General features: G+C 37.1%; 29 protein-coding genes. 1 reads left to right on the plus strand and 28 read right to left on the minus strand.

Annotated features, from left to right (window positions below; translation table 11 throughout):
* Positions 1-22: 22 nt before the first annotated feature.
* The gene (locus ACEPSS_RS00490) at positions 23-865 is read right to left on the minus strand and encodes an SPFH domain-containing protein (RefSeq protein WP_395319217.1); all 843 of its coding nucleotides are present in this window, start codon (positions 863-865) and stop codon (positions 23-25) included.
* The gene (locus ACEPSS_RS00495) at positions 852-1,190 is read right to left on the minus strand and encodes a hypothetical protein (RefSeq protein WP_395319219.1); all 339 of its coding nucleotides are present in this window, start codon (positions 1,188-1,190) and stop codon (positions 852-854) included. Before ACEPSS_RS00495 ends, ACEPSS_RS00490 begins: the two co-directional genes overlap by 14 nt.
* Before the next feature lie 81 nt (positions 1,191-1,271).
* On the opposite strand from ACEPSS_RS00495, the gene ACEPSS_RS00500 reads away from it, so the two are divergent.
* Positions 1,272-1,742: a hypothetical protein gene (locus tag ACEPSS_RS00500; RefSeq protein ID WP_395319221.1), complete on the plus strand. Its 471-nt coding sequence runs from the start codon at positions 1,272-1,274 to the stop codon at positions 1,740-1,742.
* 96 nt (positions 1,743-1,838) lie between these two features.
* On the opposite strand, the gene dld is transcribed toward ACEPSS_RS00500, so the two are convergent.
* The 26 genes from dld to rpsQ all read right to left on the minus strand — a co-directional run bounded on the left by dld (position 1,839) and on the right by rpsQ (position 17,127).
* The gene (dld, locus tag ACEPSS_RS00505) at positions 1,839-3,548 is read right to left on the minus strand and encodes a D-lactate dehydrogenase (protein WP_395320432.1); all 1,710 of its coding nucleotides are present in this window, start codon (positions 3,546-3,548) and stop codon (positions 1,839-1,841) included.
* A 144-nt stretch (positions 3,549-3,692) separates the two neighbouring features.
* The gene (rpsI, locus tag ACEPSS_RS00510) at positions 3,693-4,085 is read right to left on the minus strand and encodes a 30S ribosomal protein S9 (protein ID WP_014082345.1); all 393 of its coding nucleotides are present in this window, start codon (positions 4,083-4,085) and stop codon (positions 3,693-3,695) included.
* 13 nt (positions 4,086-4,098) lie between these two features.
* Positions 4,099-4,542 (minus strand): 50S ribosomal protein L13, encoded by a 444-nt coding sequence (gene rplM / locus ACEPSS_RS00515; protein WP_395319223.1) that lies wholly within the window; start codon positions 4,540-4,542, stop codon positions 4,099-4,101.
* Between the two features lie 120 nt (positions 4,543-4,662).
* Entirely contained in the window at positions 4,663-5,466 is an 804-nt protein-coding gene (gene truA, locus ACEPSS_RS00520; protein ID WP_395319225.1) for a tRNA pseudouridine(38-40) synthase TruA, read from the minus strand.
* Positions 5,466-6,266, minus strand: a complete 801-nt coding sequence (locus tag ACEPSS_RS00525; protein ID WP_395319227.1) for an energy-coupling factor transporter transmembrane component T family protein — start codon at positions 6,264-6,266, stop codon at positions 5,466-5,468. Before ACEPSS_RS00525 ends, truA begins: the two co-directional genes overlap by 1 nt.
* A gap of 12 nt (positions 6,267-6,278) precedes the next feature.
* Positions 6,279-7,127 carry an energy-coupling factor transporter ATPase gene (locus tag ACEPSS_RS00530; protein WP_395319229.1) on the minus strand — a complete coding sequence of 283 codons (849 nt, stop codon included), beginning with the start codon at positions 7,125-7,127 and terminating at the stop codon, positions 6,279-6,281.
* Entirely contained in the window at positions 7,106-7,930 is an 825-nt protein-coding gene (locus ACEPSS_RS00535; RefSeq protein WP_395319231.1) for an energy-coupling factor transporter ATPase, read from the minus strand. The genes ACEPSS_RS00530 and ACEPSS_RS00535 overlap by 22 nt, the downstream gene beginning before the upstream one ends.
* Before the next feature lie 163 nt (positions 7,931-8,093).
* Positions 8,094-8,474, minus strand: a complete 381-nt coding sequence (rplQ, locus tag ACEPSS_RS00540; RefSeq protein WP_395319232.1) for a 50S ribosomal protein L17 — start codon at positions 8,472-8,474, stop codon at positions 8,094-8,096.
* Between the two features lie 21 nt (positions 8,475-8,495).
* Positions 8,496-9,446 carry a DNA-directed RNA polymerase subunit alpha gene (locus tag ACEPSS_RS00545; RefSeq protein ID WP_395319234.1) on the minus strand — a complete coding sequence of 317 codons (951 nt, stop codon included), beginning with the start codon at positions 9,444-9,446 and terminating at the stop codon, positions 8,496-8,498.
* A gap of 62 nt (positions 9,447-9,508) precedes the next feature.
* Positions 9,509-9,895 (minus strand): 30S ribosomal protein S11, encoded by a 387-nt coding sequence (rpsK, locus tag ACEPSS_RS00550; RefSeq protein ID WP_041817915.1) that lies wholly within the window; start codon positions 9,893-9,895, stop codon positions 9,509-9,511.
* A 27-nt stretch (positions 9,896-9,922) separates the two neighbouring features.
* A complete protein-coding gene (rpsM, locus tag ACEPSS_RS00555) occupies positions 9,923-10,273 on the minus strand; it encodes a 30S ribosomal protein S13 (RefSeq protein ID WP_395319236.1) in 351 nt (116 codons plus the stop codon).
* A gap of 20 nt (positions 10,274-10,293) precedes the next feature.
* On the minus strand, positions 10,294-10,413 hold the full coding sequence (rpmJ, locus tag ACEPSS_RS00560) for a 50S ribosomal protein L36 (protein WP_014082355.1): 120 nt from the start codon (positions 10,411-10,413) through the stop codon (positions 10,294-10,296).
* 26 nt (positions 10,414-10,439) lie between these two features.
* Positions 10,440-10,658, minus strand: a complete 219-nt coding sequence (gene infA, locus ACEPSS_RS00565; protein WP_014082356.1) for a translation initiation factor IF-1 — start codon at positions 10,656-10,658, stop codon at positions 10,440-10,442.
* A 98-nt stretch (positions 10,659-10,756) separates the two neighbouring features.
* Positions 10,757-11,410 (minus strand): adenylate kinase, encoded by a 654-nt coding sequence (locus ACEPSS_RS00570; RefSeq protein WP_395320434.1) that lies wholly within the window; start codon positions 11,408-11,410, stop codon positions 10,757-10,759.
* Positions 11,411-11,417: 7 nt separating this feature from the next.
* The gene (gene secY, locus ACEPSS_RS00575) at positions 11,418-12,743 is read right to left on the minus strand and encodes a preprotein translocase subunit SecY (protein ID WP_395319238.1); all 1,326 of its coding nucleotides are present in this window, start codon (positions 12,741-12,743) and stop codon (positions 11,418-11,420) included.
* On the minus strand, positions 12,743-13,174 hold the full coding sequence (gene rplO / locus ACEPSS_RS00580; protein WP_395319240.1) for a 50S ribosomal protein L15: 432 nt from the start codon (positions 13,172-13,174) through the stop codon (positions 12,743-12,745). The genes secY and rplO overlap by 1 nt, the downstream gene beginning before the upstream one ends.
* Positions 13,175-13,204: 30 nt before the next feature.
* Positions 13,205-13,390 (minus strand): 50S ribosomal protein L30, encoded by a 186-nt coding sequence (rpmD, locus tag ACEPSS_RS00585; RefSeq protein ID WP_395319241.1) that lies wholly within the window; start codon positions 13,388-13,390, stop codon positions 13,205-13,207.
* Between the two features lie 12 nt (positions 13,391-13,402).
* A complete protein-coding gene (gene rpsE, locus ACEPSS_RS00590) occupies positions 13,403-13,906 on the minus strand; it encodes a 30S ribosomal protein S5 (RefSeq protein ID WP_395319243.1) in 504 nt (167 codons plus the stop codon).
* Between the two features lie 21 nt (positions 13,907-13,927).
* Positions 13,928-14,284, minus strand: coding sequence for a 50S ribosomal protein L18 (gene rplR, locus ACEPSS_RS00595; protein WP_395319245.1), 357 nt, complete (start codon positions 14,282-14,284; stop codon positions 13,928-13,930).
* Between the two features lie 38 nt (positions 14,285-14,322).
* On the minus strand, positions 14,323-14,862 hold the full coding sequence (gene rplF / locus ACEPSS_RS00600) for a 50S ribosomal protein L6 (protein WP_395319247.1): 540 nt from the start codon (positions 14,860-14,862) through the stop codon (positions 14,323-14,325).
* Between the two features lie 31 nt (positions 14,863-14,893).
* Entirely contained in the window at positions 14,894-15,292 is a 399-nt protein-coding gene (gene rpsH, locus ACEPSS_RS00605) for a 30S ribosomal protein S8 (protein ID WP_395319249.1), read from the minus strand.
* Positions 15,293-15,324: 32 nt separating this feature from the next.
* Complete coding sequence (locus ACEPSS_RS00610) at positions 15,325-15,510, minus strand: type Z 30S ribosomal protein S14 (RefSeq protein ID WP_395319251.1); 186 nt, start codon at positions 15,508-15,510, stop codon at positions 15,325-15,327.
* An 11-nt stretch (positions 15,511-15,521) separates the two neighbouring features.
* Positions 15,522-16,064, minus strand: coding sequence for a 50S ribosomal protein L5 (gene rplE, locus ACEPSS_RS00615; protein ID WP_395319253.1), 543 nt, complete (start codon positions 16,062-16,064; stop codon positions 15,522-15,524).
* A 30-nt stretch (positions 16,065-16,094) separates the two neighbouring features.
* Complete coding sequence (gene rplX / locus ACEPSS_RS00620) at positions 16,095-16,403, minus strand: 50S ribosomal protein L24 (RefSeq protein ID WP_395319255.1); 309 nt, start codon at positions 16,401-16,403, stop codon at positions 16,095-16,097.
* Positions 16,404-16,437: 34 nt separating this feature from the next.
* Positions 16,438-16,806, minus strand: coding sequence for a 50S ribosomal protein L14 (gene rplN / locus ACEPSS_RS00625; RefSeq protein ID WP_395319257.1), 369 nt, complete (start codon positions 16,804-16,806; stop codon positions 16,438-16,440).
* A gap of 54 nt (positions 16,807-16,860) precedes the next feature.
* Entirely contained in the window at positions 16,861-17,127 is a 267-nt protein-coding gene (gene rpsQ / locus ACEPSS_RS00630; protein WP_395319259.1) for a 30S ribosomal protein S17, read from the minus strand.
* Positions 17,128-17,154 lie beyond the last annotated feature (27 nt).

Below are 17,154 nucleotides of genomic sequence, written 5' to 3' on the forward strand. Positions count from 1 at the left end.
TGTATTCACTCCAATATATTTATTATTTGTTTTCTTTTTGCATCTTGCTGAAAGCAGCTAATTGACCATATAAACCATTACTTTCGTTAGGGACAATGATTAAATTACCGTCAGTTCCAGCAGCACGAATGGCATCAATTGATTGTGCATTGAAATACTTAGGATCTGCCGCAGCGTAAGCAGCTTGAAGTTCCGCAATTCGATACTTTTCAGCATCAGCTTGAATTTTAGTGGCATAGGCTTGGGCATCCGCATGAATTTCAGTTTGTTGTTTGTCAGCTTTAGCCGTCGCAATTTTCGCAGCATTTTGGGCTTCCGTGTTTAAGCGAATTTGTTCTGCATTCCCTTGTGCTTCCGAAATGGTAGCTTGTTTGTTTTTGGAAGCCGTAATTTGATTTTCCATCGCTTCACTAACCCCTTTAGAAGGCGTTAGGTCACCGATTTGCACTCGTTCAATCATTACTCCATAAGTGTTAGTTAAATCACCAATGTTTTGCATTAATTTAGTGTTAATTTTATCTGTGGAATTCAAAACCTCATCAAGGTCCATGCTTCCGATAATGTCACGAAGAGTTCCGCTAACTTGGTAAGCCATTGATTGAATTGAGTTGCTGTTGCCAAAGGTGTAACGTTCGGCATTCGTGATCCGGTAATTTAACGTAACTTGAATACTAATACTAGCATTATCTTTAGTAATCCCTGTTTGAACGGGTAACGCTAATGGTTGGGATTGAAGACTAACCGTTTTCACGTGTTCTAAAATAGGAATGTAAAAATGAATTCCACTTTCAAATTGACGTGAATATTTTCCTAAAAAAGTCACTAATCCAACGTTGTTTTGTTGCACAATCTTAATTCCGAGCATGATACTCTCCTTTATCGACTAAATAAACTTTTTGGTCGGTCACATCAGCCACTACATAAGTCGCTTTTGGCTTTAACGTACTGCCGACGAGTTGGTAAAAGTATAACACACCGTTTAACTTTACAATGCCATCCGCTTGAAGCTGTTTACCGCTAATTTCGGTGCCAACTAATTCGGGCATCCCAATTAGTTCGGGCTTAGCAAAGTGTTGAGCGATGATTGATTCAATTTCAGCGGCAACTGTAATGCCTTTGGCGTTGGCGAGCAGTTCGAGGGTGTGAGCGTTTTGGGGATTGAGTTGAATGGTGATTTGTTGTTTATTCATAATTTTAAACCTTTCTAACATATAAATGTATTATAATAATAACAATAAAAATTTAATAATTAATAAACTGGAGATTATAATATGACAATAAAAGTGTTTTTAAGTAAATCAAACAACGTAAACCCTGAATACAAATACCCAATTAAATTATTTCAGGACTTTTTATTGAATGAAAAAGATATTGAAACTATAACATTAGGTGGAAATTATAATACAAATGAAATTCCTATTAAGTCTATAAAAAATAAAATGAAAGAATGTTATGGAGCGATTATACTAGGTACACCACAAATAAAAAAAGATAACGGTGAATACATGTCTACACCCTGGAATCAAATTGAAGGTGCGCTTGCTTATGACAACGATTTACCTATCTTAATAATTTCAACTACTAATCCTGAAATTAATGAAGGTCTATTTTTTACTGGGACTCTTCCTGTTCATTACAATGCTGTGAATTTAAAAAGTTCAAATTGGTTTTCAGAACAAAATTTTGCTTCAATATTAAATGATTGGATTAGAACAGTTAGAGAAAAATTTTATAAAAAATAAAAGTAAATATCAAAAAAGTAATTATAGATACCTCTCAATAAATATCTGTAATTACTTTTTTAATTAATAAATTTAACGTTTATACAAACTCTTCCCTTATTTCCAATCCCGTTTCGTTGAAGTAATTCCAATTCCAGGATTAAAGGTATTTGTTGGATCACATACTTTATAATGCTCCACTAAGTTTTCTGGAGCGTGGTACAAATGACCCACGTTATGTTCAGCGGGATACTTAGCACCCCGTTTGTCTAAAATCTTCAACATTTCTTGCTTTAATTCATGAGGATCAACGCCCTTTTTCAAGATGTAATCTTGATGCATGACATGATCTAAGAAATGGCCATAGTAAAGTTTGTATTTAATCTTATCATCGATTTCTTTCGGTAGAGTTTCAAACCAGTCTTCTTCATTCCGTGGCAACGCAATATCAAGTGGCAAAATTTGAATGTCATCATCTTGATGCGTTTCGGCATAACGAATCGGAACCGCCGCCGTGACATAACGATGGGTGGCTGCTACTTTAGCTTCTTTGGGAGTACATTCAAAGTAGCCACCTTCATGATCTTTGAAGAACTCTTGCAAATAATCGCTAGCTTCTTGGATACCTTGATCATCAACCTTTAATTGAAGATAGTGTTGGTATTTATCCCGAAATTCTTCCATCCGTTTTGGTAATTGATCTGGGAAAATTCCACTAAGCTTTTGTAAAGTCCGATCGACAAAATATGGTTTAAATGTCGGAATATGGTGCAAAATTCTTTCACTGGCCGCCCGTGCATTAAACAAGAATGGAAGTGGTTTGGTTCCAATATCGTCAATCACCATCAAGTTATCTTTGCCATATTTTTTCGCTAAATCATAAGCTTCCCGGTGCATGTATTCACCAGAAACTGGTAAATATTTAAACTTCGTCAAGATATGACGTCGTAATTTTTCTAAGACAGCGGGATCATTAGTCCCAATGTAAAAGACTTTTTCTGCTTTAGGTTTAGGATAAGTGTCTAACCGAACTGCGAACGTTACTAATTTACCGGCTGAACCAGAAACTTCGTAAAGTTCTTTTGGGTTAGCGTTATAACGCGTTGGTGTATCAGCTTCAACATCCCGAACTCGGCTTTCGTAGTTTCGGTTATGTCCTACTCGTTCTTCACTGTAATGGACGTTTTGTGCATTATAGTTATGTTCTTCTAAGTTCGTTAAAATTTCTTCAGGCGTCGTTCCTAAATCAACGCCTAAATGATTAACTAAATGTAATTCATTATTTTTATCAACTTGGGCATAAAGGGCTAATTCGGTGTAAGCTGGTCCCCGTTGAATTAAGGCACCACCAGAATTATTGTTTACTCCACCGACTACGGTTGCACCAATCGTTGATGAACCGATGACAGAATGGGGATTACGATCAACTTTATCAAGCGCAGTTTCTAAACCATGTAAGGTCGTTCCAGGAAAAACAATCACTTGTTGATTATAGTCAATTAATTGAATGCCCTTCATTCTTAAGGTATTAATGACGACCACATCTCGATCATAACCATTTTGGTTAGGCACGGAACCTTCAGTTAACCCAGTATTAGCAGCTTGCATAATCACAATTAAATCATGCTTATGGACAATTTCCAAAACTTTCCATAATTCTAATAAAGTTTTAGGGCGAATTACGGCTAAAGCATCTCCATGACCTGAACGGTATCCTTCACGATATTGTTCAGAACGTTCTTTTGAAGTAATCACGTGGCGTTTGCCGACTACGTTTGCAAGTTCATCAATAACTTTCATTTTGTCATCCTTCTTTTCTCTTTTAATCGGATTAGACTATGAGACTTCAATTCTCAGTTCTATTGTATTCCTTTATGCTGTAGAAAGAGTCAATAAAGAATGTTTTTGTACAAACAAAAAACACCCATACCAGGTATGAGTGTTTCCAAAACATATTCGTAAAAATATATCTTAACGTTTTGAGAATTGACCAGCCTTACGAGCTTTCTTAAGACCTGGTTTCTTCCGTTCTTTCATTCTTGGATCACGAGTCAAAAGACCAGCTCTCTTAAGTGCTTCACGGAAGTCAGGATCTACATCAAGCAATGCACGAGCAATTCCTAAACGAACTGCACCTGATTGACCAGAGAAACCACCACCATTAACGTTTGCTAATGTGTCGTAGTTACCTAGAGTTTCAGTAACATTGAATGGTTGTAAAATAACTTCTCGCAAGTTAGGGAATGGAATGTATTCTTCAACGTCTTTACCGTTGATAATAATTTTACCAGTACCTGGTACTAAACGTACACGAGCAACTGAGTCTTTACGACGACCGGTACCACTGTATTGAACTTTAGCCATGTGTATATCCTCCTTAAATTAGGTTAGTAATATCTAAAACTTCTGGTTTTTGTGCTTCATGCTTGTGATCTTCACCAGCATAAACGTGAAGTTTCAAACCGATCTTACGACCTAATGAGTTGTGAGGAAGCATACCCTTAACAACTTGTTCAATGAACTTTTCAGGTTTTTCAGCACGCAATTTACCAAATGATTCTTGTTTAATTCCACCAATGTATTGAGTGTGGTGGAAGTGCATTTTATCTTTAGCCTTGTGACCAGTTAATGCAACTTGAGAAGCATTAATGATAATTACATTATCACCATTGTCTACGTTAGGTGTGTAAGTTACTTTGTTTTTACCGCGTAAAATTGAAGCAGTAACACTTGCAAGACGACCTACTGGAATTCCAGCAGCGTCGATGATGTACCATTTGTGTTCAATTTCACCGGGTTTTGCCATGTATGTTGTACGCACTATATTTTCCTCCGCGTTTCTTTGTTTTGTTCGACACCAATATAAGTTTCCGGGGCTTAATGTGGGGCAAACAATACCATCTATCATTTTACAAATTATAAAGTGAAAAGTCAATCAAATTCACGAATTAATCCGATTCTGATGCTTTTTTTGGGAATGTTCTGGGTCATCTCCAGGATAGTAAACTTGTTTTAAGTATAAACCTTCTGCTGGCATCGTTAGTCGTGCTTCTTGACGATCTTTTACTTTGAGCAAGCGTTGAATGTCGTGTACTGGCCTTTTACCCATCCCAATTTCAACTAAAACCGCTGTCATAATTCGGACCTGGTTGTACATAAAACCGTCACCATAAAACTCAAAATGAATTTCGTGATTAGCTTGATCATTAACTGCTTTTACCGAAAAAATTGTCCGAATTCGACTCCCAGGTTTAGCACCTGATGCAACAAACGAAGAGAAATCATGTTTCCCCACTAAATCCTGAATGGCAATTTCCATTTTGCTAAAATCCATTGGAAAGCGCCAGTGGGCAGTATAAAATCGTTTAAACGGATCGGTAAATCGGCCTAGTGAAATTTTGTAAAGGTATTTCTTGCCGGTAACATCGTAACGAGCATGAAACTCTGGTTCAACAATTTCAACTTTTAAAATTTCAATATCTAACGGACACATGCTATTCAGTCCCTTTAACATGTTTTCAGCTGGAATCGCAAACGGAAAATCAAAATGAGCCACTTGTGCTAAGGCATGGACACCGGCATCGGTTCGCCCTGAACCATAAACCCCAATTTCTGCGGTGGGATTTTTTGCCATCCGATTAACTAGTTTAGTTAACACACCTTCCACGGTCCGTTGCTTGGGTTGTTTTTGAAAACCCGCAAATTTGGTTCCGTCATATGCAAATGTAATTTTATATCTTCTCATTAGCTTAAATTCCTCATCAAAATCACTGCAATTCCCACTAAAACCACAACTAGTAACGTTATGCTATCAGCCAAGTTCCACTGATATTTTCGATAACTACTTCGTGGATTGTGAGCATCATAGCCACTTGCTCCCAAAGCATCTGCCAAATTATCAGCATGCCGAAATGACGAAACTAAAATCGGAATAATGAGCGAAATAATATTTTTACACCGTTTAATTACGCCACCTTGATTAAAAATCACTCCTCGGGAACGTTGGGCATCCATAATTACCTGAAGTTCTTCCATTAACGTGGGGACAAACCTTAACGAAATTGAGAGCATAATTCCGACGGTTTCCACCGGAACGCCTAAATGACGTAACGGTCCGATTAGTTTTTCAACTCCCATAGCAATCGAATTGGGTGACGTCGTCATCGTGAGTAATGTGGCTTGAATAATAATCAAAACAAACCGAATAAAAATTAAACCCGCGAGCTGAAAACCATAAGACGTGATTTTAACTGGTCCCCACACAAAATAAGGTGTTCCATGAGGACTAAACAAAATTTGAACCACCACGGTAAACATAATCAACCAAATAAAGGGCTTAATCGCCTTTAGAATCGTTTTAAGCTTGATTTGGGCAAGATAGGCCTCAAAGACCACTAAAATCGTTAAAAGTCCATAATTCCACGGATTATTAGCAAACAAAATCCACGTAATCATTAATAAAGTCGCAATAATTTTAGCAGTTGGATTCAGACGATGAAGAATTGAATTACCAGGTAAATAATTCCCAAAAATCGCTTTATTCAAGGCTTCATCCTCCTAATTTCCTAGTTTTTTAGTAACTAAATCCACTAATTGGTTTTTGTTCAAAGGTACTTCATCTAATTGAATTCCTTTTTTTAATAATGTTTGATAAATTTTAACCGAATCTGGTAATCCAGTTTCATTTTTCATCCTCATGAAAAAAGTTTGTGGCAGTGAATCGCTGATAATCTTACCTTGATCAAGGACCACCACTCGTTTAGCAAACTCGCTCACAACTTTCATATTATGGGTAATCATTACAATGGTCACATGTTGTTGCTCATTCAGATGCTTCACAATTTTTAAAATTTCAGTGCGCCCAATTTCATCAAGACCCACAGTCGGTTCATCGAGAATTAAAATGGGCGGTTGCATGGCTAAAACTCCGGCAATCGCTACTCGGCGCATTTGTCCTCCAGATAATTCAAAGGGGGAACGTTTGAATAATGTTTCGGGAATTCCGACTTCCGTTAAAATTTTTTTTGCCAGGGTTTCGGCTTCTGCCTTACTTTTGCCAAAGTTTTGTGGACCAAAACTAACATCATCTAACACCGTATCAGCAAAAAGTTGTTTTTCGGGTGATTGAAAAATCATTCCCACCTGTGAACGAATTTTCATTAAAGCCTTTTTTTTCATTTTAGACTGGAGCTGGGTTTGATTAACCATTACTTCTCCAGCAGTGGCCGTCAATAAGCCGTTTAGTAAGCGAATTAAAGTGGATTTTCCACTTCCCGTCTTTCCCACCAAGGTAACAAATTCTCCCGCTTGAATGGTTAAATTGATATTTTGTAGTGCTTGTTTCGCAAAAGTGGTTTGCGGTGCATAAGTGTAGTTAACGTTTTTTAAAATAATTTGGTTATCCATTCACTTAACCCCTCATCGTCTAAATATTCAACCGGCGGATAATAGCCCTGTTTTCGAAAAAGTTGCTTAACTTGTTCCGTAAATGGTGGTTGCATGGCCAATTGTTGTAAAATTTCATGCTCATGGTATAACGTCTGCGGATCTCCATCAAAAATTAAATTCCCGTGATTTAATGCTAGTACTTGGTCAACTGCTTCTAACATTTCCATATTATGCGTAATGTAAAGTACCGTTAGTTTAGCAGATTTTTGTAATTTTGTAATAATTTGTTTGATTTCAGCCGCCGCAATTGGATCTAACATGCTCATTGCTTCATCAAAAATCAGAATTGATGGTTCGAGTGCCAAAGCGCGTGCTAAAGAAACTTTCTGTTTTTGTCCCCCAGAAAGTAGATTAGGGCTAACATTAGCGTAAGCTTGCATCCCGACTGCGTTAATTGCTTGAGTAACTCGTTGTTGCATTAATTGATATGGTAAATTACGATTTTCTAACCCAAAAGCCACATCTTCTTCAACCGTCGCACCAATAATCTGGTCATCTGGATTTTGAAAAACGATGCCAATTTTTTTACGTAAACTGACTAGACTATCATCCGTTAATTGCACGCCGTCAATCATAATTTTTCCCGAAGTTGGACTGAGTAACCCATCAATTAATTTAGCAATCGTACTCTTGCCACTTCCATTTTGTCCAATTAAAGCAACCGTAGTTCCTGATTTTATTTCAAAGGAAACCTGGTTTAACGCTTTAAACTGATTTTGATAATTGAACGAAACTGCATTAAATTCAACTTTTGGCTGCATAAGTATCTTTCCTTTTAATTTTATGTATAAAAAAATCACGTAAATATGAGGCGCTTGGTTTTACCCACATTCAAGCTAGACTTGGGAATTCCCCATCATCATAACGCTTTATGCCTCATATTTAGTGATTCAGTTATTTATGCTATTATCTTACAATTTATGATTAAACAAATTCTAAGATTACCATTGGTGCACCATCTCCACGACGAGGCATGGTTTTAAGGATACGAGTGTAACCACCGTTACGATCCTTGTATTTTGGTGCAATTTCATCAAATAACTTTTGCAAAGCAGTAGTTACCTTGATCTTATCGTCGACTTCTGTAACGTCAGCAACCATGTTTTGTAAGTAAGCAGCAGCTTGGCGACGAGCAGCTAAATCTCCACGTTTACCTAAGCTAACCATCTTATCTACAGAAGATCTCACAGTTTTAGCTTTAGCTTCAGTAGTTTCGATACGACCATTAACGATTAATTCAGTAGTCAAGTTACGAAGCATAGCGCGACGTGGGCCTTTTTCCCGACCAAATTTACGATAACTCATAAATGGATATCCTCCTTTTAACTAATCTTCTTTACGAAATGACAAACCTAAAGCATCGATTTTGTGTTCGATTTCTTCAAGTGATTTACGGCCAAGGTTTCTAACCTTCATCATATCTGCCATTGACTTGTCTGTTAATTCTTGAACAGTGTTAATTCCAGCACGTTTCAAACAGTTGTAAGAACGAACTGAAAGATCTAGTTCTTCAATTGACATTTCAAGCATTTTTTCTTTATGGGTTTCTTCTTTTTCAACCATCACGTTAGCATTTTGTGCACGATCAGTTAAGTCAACAAACATTTCTAGATGTTGACTTAAAATCTTAGCAGCTAATGAAATTGCGTCTGAAGGAGAAATTGAACCATTTGTCCAAACGTCTAATGTCAACTTGTCAAAATCATCACGTTGTCCTACACGTGTGTCTTCAACTTGATAGTTAACACGTTCGATTGGGGTATAAATAGAATCGATTGGTAATACACCAATTGGCATATCATCGTTTCTAGCTTTGTTTTCTTCAGCTGATACAAAACCACGACCCTTGTTAGCAGTCATAGTCATGTGCAAAGTTGCACCTTCAGCAACAGTAGCGATATGCAAGTCTGGATTGAGAATTGTAGTTTCACTATCTGTAGTAATATCAGCGGCAGTGACATCAGCAGGACCAGTTACATTAATACTCAAAGTATGAGTGTCATTATCTTCAGAGTCAATCCGTAATTTAAGCTTTTTCAAGTTTAAGATAATTTTAGTAACATCTTCGGTAACACCTTTTACAGTAGAGAATTCATGTAAAACACCATCGATTTGAACACTAGTTACAGCTGCACCAGGTAATGAGGCAAGTAAAATCCGTCTCAATGAGTTACCAAGTGTAGTACCATATCCACGTTCTAATGGTTCTACAACTACTTCACCGTAGTTATTTGTTTCTTCAATTTTATGAATGTTAGGCTTTTCAAATTCAATCATTCTAACTTCTACCCCTTTCAAACCGCGTTGAGTCTTTTACAAAATTAACTTTCATTAAAAAATTAAACTCGACGACGTTTTGGAGGACGACAACCATTATGAGGAACTGGAGTAACGTCACGAATGGCAGCTACTTCCAAACCAGTTGTTTGTAATGCACGAATTGCTGATTCACGACCTGAACCAGGACCTTTAACAGCAACTTCAACGGTCTTCATTCCATGTTCCATTGCTGTTTTAGCAGCAGCTTCTGCAGCCATTTGTGCAGCAAATGGAGTAGATTTACGACTTCCACGGAAACCTAATGCACCAGCAGATGACCAGGCAATAGCATTACCTTGCACATCAGTAATCATTACCAATGTGTTGTTAAATGTTGAATGAATGTGAGCTACACCAGATTCAACATGCTTCTTTGCTTTACGCTTACGAGTATTTTTCTTTACCATAAGAACTAGTAACCTCCTTCTTAATTATTATTTCTTGGTTCTCTTACCTTTACGAGTACGAGCATTGTTTTTAGTGTGTTGACCTCTAAGAGGTAATCCACGACGATGTCTCATTCCACGGTATGAACCGATTTCTGATAATCTCTTGATATCCATACTTACTTTACGACGTAAATCTCCTTCGATAAGGAAGTTATCTAGGGCTTCTCTAATCTTATCTTGTTGATCAGGAGTTAAGTCTTGAGTACGTACATCTTCTGAAACACCAGCTTGTTCAAGAACCTTTTTTGAAGTTGCGTCACCAACACCATAGATGTAAGTTAAAGCAACAATAACACGCTTGTTACGTGGTAAATCCACTCCGGCGATACGAGCCATTTAGTCCACCTCCTGTTTAATTACTTACCTTGTCTTTGTTTGTGTTTAGGGTTTGCTGAGCAAATTACCATAACACGACCTTTTCTTTTGATAATTTTACATTGTTCACACATTTTTTTTACTGATGGTCTTACTTTCATCTTATAAACCTCCTAATAAAGGGGAATTACTTAAACCGATAAGTAATTCTACCCTTAGTTAAATCATATGGTGACATTTCAACAGTTACACGGTCTCCTGGAAGTATCTTAATGTAATGCATTCTAATTTTACCAGAAACGTGAGCTAAGATAGCATGACCGTTTTCTAGTTCTACTTTAAACATCGCATTAGGTAAGGTTTCAGTAATCTTTCCTTCTACTTCAATTACATTATCTTTAGACAAAACAATCCTCCAAAATCATGATTAATTCAATTCAAATCCAATAGCACTATCAATCTTCAATATAGCATATCATTGCCTTATCGACAATTAAGAAGACCTTAGTTTAAATTGGTAAGAATCTTATTAATGTCTTTAGTAACATCTGCAATGTCTTGATCACCATTAACTGTATGCAATAAGTTTAATTTCTTATAAAAATCAATTAAAGGAGTATTCATTTTCATGTTTACTTTCAATCGATTTTTAACAGTTTCTGGTTCATCATCGCTTCGTTGATAAAATACATGTCCACCACAAATGTCACACGTACCTTCAACTTTAGGTTTTTTGTACAATTTATGATAAGTAGCACCACAGTTTTTACAAATGAACCGACCAGATAAACGAGCAACTAGAATTTCAGGATCAACATCAATGTTAATTACTGCATCTAATTTTTTACCTAATTTATCAGTCATTACCTCTAATTGTTGAGCTTGTTCCAGTGTTCTGGGAAAGCCATCTAAGAGATAACCGTTCTTGGTGTCATCTTGTTTCAATCGTTCTTCAACAATTTTACAAGTAACTTCATCAGGAACAAGTTCACCTTTATCAATATACTTTTGAGCTTCAACACCCATTGGAGTCTTTTCCTTCATAGCTGCTCTAAAAATATCTCCAGTAGAGATATGTGGAATATCATATTTTTCAACGATACTTTCAGCTTGTGTACCTTTACCGGCACCGGGAAGACCCATTAATAATAAATTCATTGACATATTATTTATCTCCCTTATCGTCTTTTGGTTCATCTTGAATAAATCCGACATATTCTTGACGCATCGTTAAACCTTTAATTTGATTCATGGTTTCAATCGCAACTCCAACGATAATTAGGATGTTAGTACCACCTAAACCGATTGAGCTATTAAGATTCCATAAATTTTGAGCAATTAAAGGAATTAAAGAAACAACTCCCAAGAATAATGCTCCCACCGTACTTAATCTCATTAAAAGATGAGAAACGTAGAGTTGGGTAGATTTTCCAGGCCATACCCCTGGAATGTAACTTCCTTGTTTTTGTAAGTTTTCGGCTAACTTTTCAGGGTTAACTTGAACGAACGCATAAAAGAAAGTAAAGACAACAATCAAAAGTGTATAAAACGTAGCTCCCATTGGAGTTTGCATGTTAAACAATTCTGACATAAATTTAAACCAACCCTGACCCCCATGATTCTTAGTAAAGAACATAAGGATTGTTTGTGGAGTTGAGATAAATGCACTAGCAAAGATAACCGGAATAACACCAGCAACATTTACCTTCAATGGAAGATAACTGCTTTTAGCTGATCCAGTTGCTCGACGTGTATATTGAATTGGAATTCGACGTTCTGCTTGTTGAACCCATGTAACGAAAGTAACAATTACTAACATTGCAATGATTAGTCCACCAACGAACAATGCTGGTTGCCACAAATCACTAGTTGGAGTTCCTTGAATGTATTGTCGATAAATACTTTCAAATCCAGTAGGAATATTAGCAACAATTCCAGCAAAAATGATCATTGAAACCCCTTGACCAATTCCTTTGTCGGTAATCATGTCACCCATCCATGTGGTTAACATAGTTCCGGCAGTAAGAACTAATCCAATGCTAGCATATGTAGCAAGGCCGGGGTTTTCAACTAAGTGTAAACTACTTAAAGCATTGAAACCAGCGGTAATACCGATTGATTGAGCGAAGGCTAAGACAATGGTTAATCTACGAGTAACTTTGTCTAACTTAAGTCTACCAACTTCACCTTGTTTTCCCCACTCAACAAATTTAGGAACAATGTCCATTTGTAACAACTGAACAACAATCTGTGCAGTAATATATGGGGAAACACCCATGGCAAAAATTGAATAGTTAGTTAATCCTCCACCACTGAAGATGTTTAAAACATTAACTAACCCAGAAGAAGCCACTTCTTGAAGAGCTTTAGCATTAACTCCGGGAACCGTAATATACGCTCCTAAACGGAAAATAGCCAAGACAAACAACGTAAAGAAAATTTTCTTACGAATGTTTTTATCTCCAAAGGCACTTTTTAAGGTTGATAACATTAGATCACCTCAGCTTTACCACCAGCGTCTTCAATAGCTTTTTTGGCACTTTCAGAAAACTTGTTAGCTGAAACAGTAAGTTTCTTTTCAAGTTTTCCTTCACCAAGAACTTTAACACCATCTTTAACATTCTTAATGATGCCAGCTTGGATTAACAATTCTGGTGTAACGGCTACACCATTATCGAATACGTTAAGTTCTTCAACATTAACAATAACGATATCTTTACGGTTAATGTTAGTAAATCCACGTTTAGGGATCCGACGGTACAATGGCATTTGTCCACCTTCAAAACCTAAACGAGTTTTTCCACGAGCCTTTTGACCTTTTTGTCCACGACCAGAAGTCTTACCTTTACTTGAACGACCACGTCCTTTTCTTGTTCTTTCAGAACGAGAACCTTCAGCGTATTTTAATTCGTTTAACTTCATTGAATTGCACCTCCTCTTACTTTAAAATAATTAATCTTTAACTTGTTCAACCTTAATTAAGTGAGCAATTTTAAATAATGCACCACGAGTTGCTGCATTATCAGGTCTTACGACGCTACTGTTAATACGTCCTAAACCTAAAGCTTCCACAATCTTACGTTGTTTTGGAAGACGATGAGCAGCACTATGAATCAAAGTGATTTTTAATTGAGCCATCTGTAAATCCTCCTATTCAGCTAAATGATCAACAGAAACGCCACGAAGTTCAGAAATTTCGTTAGCGTTCTTAAGTCCTTTAAGACCTTCGAAAGTTGCACGGATAACGTTGATCTTAGTATCTGAACCAAGACGTTTACTAGTAACATCGTTAATACCTGCTAATTCCATCACGGAACGAACGGCACCACCGGCTGCAACTCCAGAACCTTCTTCGGCTGGTTTCAACATAATTTTTCCACCGCCGTATACACCAACGATTTCGTGAGGAATAGTAGTTCCCACAATTGGAACTTCAATCAAGTTCTTTTTGGCAGCTTCAACCGCTTTACGGATTGCTTCAGGAACTTCTTGAGCTTTACCTGTACCGAAACCAACGTGACCATTTTTGTCACCAACAACTGCTAAAGCAGCGAAACGTAATCTACGTCCACCTTTAACAACCTTAGTGATACGGTTAATGGCAACAACGTTATCTTCTAAATCCAATTTGTTTGGATCAATATACTTAGCCATGTGATTTATTCCTCCTTTTTATTAAAATTCAAGTCCGTTTTCACGAGCAGCGTCTGCAAGAGCAGCTACACGTCCATGGTATAAGTAACCACCACGGTCAAAAACGACATGTTTAACATCTTTTTCAAGAGCACGTTCAGCAACTAACTTACCAACACTTTGTGCTTGTTCAGTTTTGTTACCTTCAGCAACTTCTTTATCAAGAGTTGAGGCACTAGCTAGCGTTACACCCGCTACGTCATCAATAACTTGAGCGTAGATGTTCTTGTTAGAACGGAATACGTCTAAACGTGGGCACTCAGCAGTACCAGCAATTTTATTACGAACACGTTTGTGTCGGATGACACGTGTTTTATTTTTGCTTGGTTTTGTAATCAAAATAGTCACCTCTATATTATTGTTTATTTAAAATCCGATTATTTACCAGTCTTACCTTCACGAAGAGTAATGTGTTCGTTTTCGTAACGAATACCTTTACCCTTGTAAGGTTCTGGTGAACGAATTTCGCGGATCTTAGCAGCAAAGTCTCCAACGTGTTGCTTGTTAATACCAGCAATTTCAATTGTAGTATTATCAGGAACTTTAACTTCTAGATCTTCAGGAACTGGAACATCAACTGGGTTTGAGTAACCAACGTTAAGGATCAAGTCTGAACCTTTAAGTTGAGTACGGTAACCAACACCGACTAATTTCAAAGTCTTGTTGAAACCTTTTTCTACCCCTTCAATCATGTTGGCAAGGTTGGCACGTTGTGTACCGTGTAAGGCACGCATTCTGTTGTCATACTTACCAGTTGGTTCAAAGTTAATTTCGTTACCGTTTACGTTCATTTCAACGTCAGGTGCAAAGGCTGCAGTTAATTCACCTTTAGGACCTTTAACAGTAACATTATCACCATCACGTGTAACAGTTACACCTTCAGGAATTTCAATTGTTTTATAACCAATTCTACTCATGTGTTAGACACCTCCATCTCTTAATTATTTTTTACCAAACGTATGCTAATACTTCTCCACCGACTTTTTGAGCACGGGCTTCTTTGTCAGTAACAACACCGTTTGAAGTTGAGATGATCGCAATACCTAAACCATTAAGTACTTTAGGAACATCATCAGATTTAACGTATGAACGTAATCCAGGTTTTGAAATTCTCTTCAAACCAGAGATTACACGTTGGTTGTCTTTACCATATTTAAGGTAAACACGGATAACACCTTGGTTATCGTCTTCGATATATTCAACACGACTCACGAAACCTTCACGTTTTAAGATTTCGGCCATGTTGCGTTTAATTTTTGATGCAGGAATATCAACAGAATTGTGACGAACCATGTTCGCGTTACGAATTCTAGTTAAAAAATCTGCAATTGGATCTGTCATAGTCATGAACGTACAACCTCCTTTTAAGTTTGTTTATTCTACCAACTAGCTTTTTTCATACCAGGAATTTGACCCTTGTGGGCAAGTTGTCTTAAACAAATTCGGCATAAGTGGAATTTTTGGTAAACCGCACGAGGTCTACCACAACGTTCGCAACGAGTGTAAGCTTGAACAGCGAACTTAGCTGGACGTTTGCTTTTTGCAACTAATGATTTTTTAGCCAATGTAAAACCTCCTATTTAGCGAATGGCATACCAAATTGACTTAACAATTCGTGGCCTTCTTCGTCAGTATTAGCAGTTGTAACAAGTACGATATCTAAACCTCTAACACGGTTAACATCATCGTAGCTGATTTCTGGGAAAATTAATTGTTCTTTAATCCCTAAAGTGTAGTTTCCATGACCATCAAATGAACGGCCAGGAACACCATGGAAGTCACGAACACGTGGTAATGAAACATTAATTAATTTGTCCAAAAAGTCATACATTTTGTCACCTCTAAGAGTGACTTTGGCACCAATTGGCATACCTTGACGTAAACGGAAAGTAGCAATTGATTTTTTAGCTTTGGTAACAAGTGGCTTTTGACCAGAAATTAGGGTCAATTCATTAACAGCCTCGTCTAAGTTTTTAGAGTTTGTTACAGCATCACCAACACCCATATTCAAAACAATTTTTTCAAGTTTTGGTCCTTGCATAATTGATGAATAGTTGAATTTTTCAACTAGTGCTGGGAGAATTTCTTTCTTATATCTTTCTTCTAAGCGAGTAGACATGCGAATAAGTTCCTCCTTTCACTAACAATCTTAATCGATTGCTTTGTGTGATTTCTTTGAAATACGAATTTTTTTGCCATCTTTAACTTCGAAACTAACTCTAGTAGGTTCGTTAGTTGATGGATCGATTAGCATTACGTTTGATGCATTGATTGGTGCTTCAACATCAGCAATACCACCTTGTGGGTTTGCTTGAGAAGCTTTTTGGTGTTTCTTAACTTTGTTGATTCCTTCAACAACTACGCGATTGTCAGCAGCAATGGTTTTGATGATTTGACCATCTTTACCCTTGTCTTTACCAGCAATAACACGAACTTTGTCACCAGTCTTTAAGAACATTAATCTGGCACCTCCTTGATTTTGCTTCTTAGTATTAAAGTACTTCAGGTGCTAATGAAACGATCTTCATGAAGTTGTTATTACGCAATTCACGAGCAACCGGTCCAAAAATACGAGTACCTTTAGGACTCTTATCATCATTAACTAAAACGGCAGCATTTTCGTCGAAACGAATGTATGAACCATCAGATCTGCGAGCAGCTGATTTAGTTCTAACAATAACGGCCTTAACAACGTCACCTTTTTTGACAACGCCACCTGGTGTTGCTTGTTTAACAGTAGCAACAATAATATCACCAACACCGGCATAACGAACTCTAGAACCACCTAAAACTTTAATAGTTAATAATTCACGAGCACCTGAGTTGTCGGCAACTTTTAAACGACTTTCTTGTTGGATCATCGCAAGTGTCCTCCCTTCGATTTAAAAATCATAATACGATAAAAACGATACAAGCTAGATAATAACGGCTTTTTCAACAACATCTAGAAGACGGAAGTGAACAGTCTTTGATAATGGTCTAGTTTCCATGATTTCAACGATATCGTTAACTTTAGCAATACCTTCTTCATCACGAGCCTTGTATTTTTTAGTATATTTAATACGCTTCCCATAAGTAGGATGTGTTTTAGTAGTTTCTACGGCAACTGTAATAGTTTTGTCCATTTTGTCAGAAACAACACGACCTCTATATGTTTTACGTTCATTACGTTCTACGCTCATATAAATAAACCCTCCTTTTTATCGTAT

The organism is Fructilactobacillus frigidiflavus (genome assembly GCF_044054575.1).
GTDB classification, from domain to species: domain Bacteria; phylum Bacillota; class Bacilli; order Lactobacillales; family Lactobacillaceae; genus Fructilactobacillus; species Fructilactobacillus frigidiflavus.

Bases quoted from the DNA above. Each gene is read 5' to 3' on its own strand.
- ACEPSS_RS00490 (WP_395319217.1), bottom strand. From the start codon at position 865: ATGCTCGGAATTAAGATTGTGCAACAAAACAACGTTGGATTAGTGACT.
- ACEPSS_RS00495 (WP_395319219.1), bottom strand. From the start codon at position 1,190: ATGAATAAACAACAAATCACCATTCAACTCAATCCCCAAAACGCTCAC.
- ACEPSS_RS00500 (WP_395319221.1), top strand. From the start codon at position 1,272: ATGACAATAAAAGTGTTTTTAAGTAAATCAAACAACGTAAACCCTGAA.
- rpsI (WP_014082345.1), bottom strand. From the start codon at position 4,085: ATGGCTAAAGTTCAATACAGTGGTACCGGTCGTCGTAAAGACTCAGTT.
- truA (WP_395319225.1), bottom strand. From the start codon at position 5,466: ATGAGAAGATATAAAATTACATTTGCATATGACGGAACCAAATTTGCG.
- ACEPSS_RS00530 (WP_395319229.1), bottom strand. From the start codon at position 7,127: ATGGATAACCAAATTATTTTAAAAAACGTTAACTACACTTATGCACCG.
- ACEPSS_RS00535 (WP_395319231.1), bottom strand. From the start codon at position 7,930: ATGCAGCCAAAAGTTGAATTTAATGCAGTTTCGTTCAATTATCAAAAT.
- rplQ (WP_395319232.1), bottom strand. From the start codon at position 8,474: ATGAGTTATCGTAAATTTGGTCGGGAAAAAGGCCCACGTCGCGCTATG.
- ACEPSS_RS00545 (WP_395319234.1), bottom strand. From the start codon at position 9,446: ATGATTGAATTTGAAAAGCCTAACATTCATAAAATTGAAGAAACAAAT.
- rpsK (WP_041817915.1), bottom strand. From the start codon at position 9,895: ATGGTAAAGAAAAATACTCGTAAGCGTAAAGCAAAGAAGCATGTTGAA.
- rpsM (WP_395319236.1), bottom strand. From the start codon at position 10,273: ATGGCTCGTATCGCCGGAGTGGATTTACCACGTAACAAGCGTGTTATT.
- rpmJ (WP_014082355.1), bottom strand. From the start codon at position 10,413: ATGAAAGTAAGACCATCAGTAAAAAAAATGTGTGAACAATGTAAAATT.
- ACEPSS_RS00570 (WP_395320434.1), bottom strand. From the start codon at position 11,410: ATGAATTTATTATTAATGGGTCTTCCCGGTGCCGGTAAAGGTACACAA.
- secY (WP_395319238.1), bottom strand. From the start codon at position 12,743: ATGTTATCAACCTTAAAAAGTGCCTTTGGAGATAAAAACATTCGTAAG.
- rplO (WP_395319240.1), bottom strand. From the start codon at position 13,174: ATGAAGTTAAACGAATTAAAATACGCTGAAGGTTCTCGTTCTGAAAGA.
- rpmD (WP_395319241.1), bottom strand. From the start codon at position 13,390: ATGGCTCAATTAAAAATCACTTTGATTCATAGTGCTGCTCATCGTCTT.
- rpsE (WP_395319243.1), bottom strand. From the start codon at position 13,906: ATGGCTAAGTATATTGATCCAAACAAATTGGATTTAGAAGATAACGTT.
- rplF (WP_395319247.1), bottom strand. From the start codon at position 14,862: ATGAGTAGAATTGGTTATAAAACAATTGAAATTCCTGAAGGTGTAACT.
- rpsH (WP_395319249.1), bottom strand. From the start codon at position 15,292: ATGACTATGACAGATCCAATTGCAGATTTTTTAACTAGAATTCGTAAC.
- rplE (WP_395319253.1), bottom strand. From the start codon at position 16,064: ATGTCTACTCGCTTAGAAGAAAGATATAAGAAAGAAATTCTCCCAGCA.
- rplX (WP_395319255.1), bottom strand. From the start codon at position 16,403: ATGTTCTTAAAGACTGGTGACAAAGTTCGTGTTATTGCTGGTAAAGAC.
- rplN (WP_395319257.1), bottom strand. From the start codon at position 16,806: ATGATCCAACAAGAAAGTCGTTTAAAAGTTGCCGACAACTCAGGTGCT.
- rpsQ (WP_395319259.1), bottom strand. From the start codon at position 17,127: ATGAGCGTAGAACGTAATGAACGTAAAACATATAGAGGTCGTGTTGTT.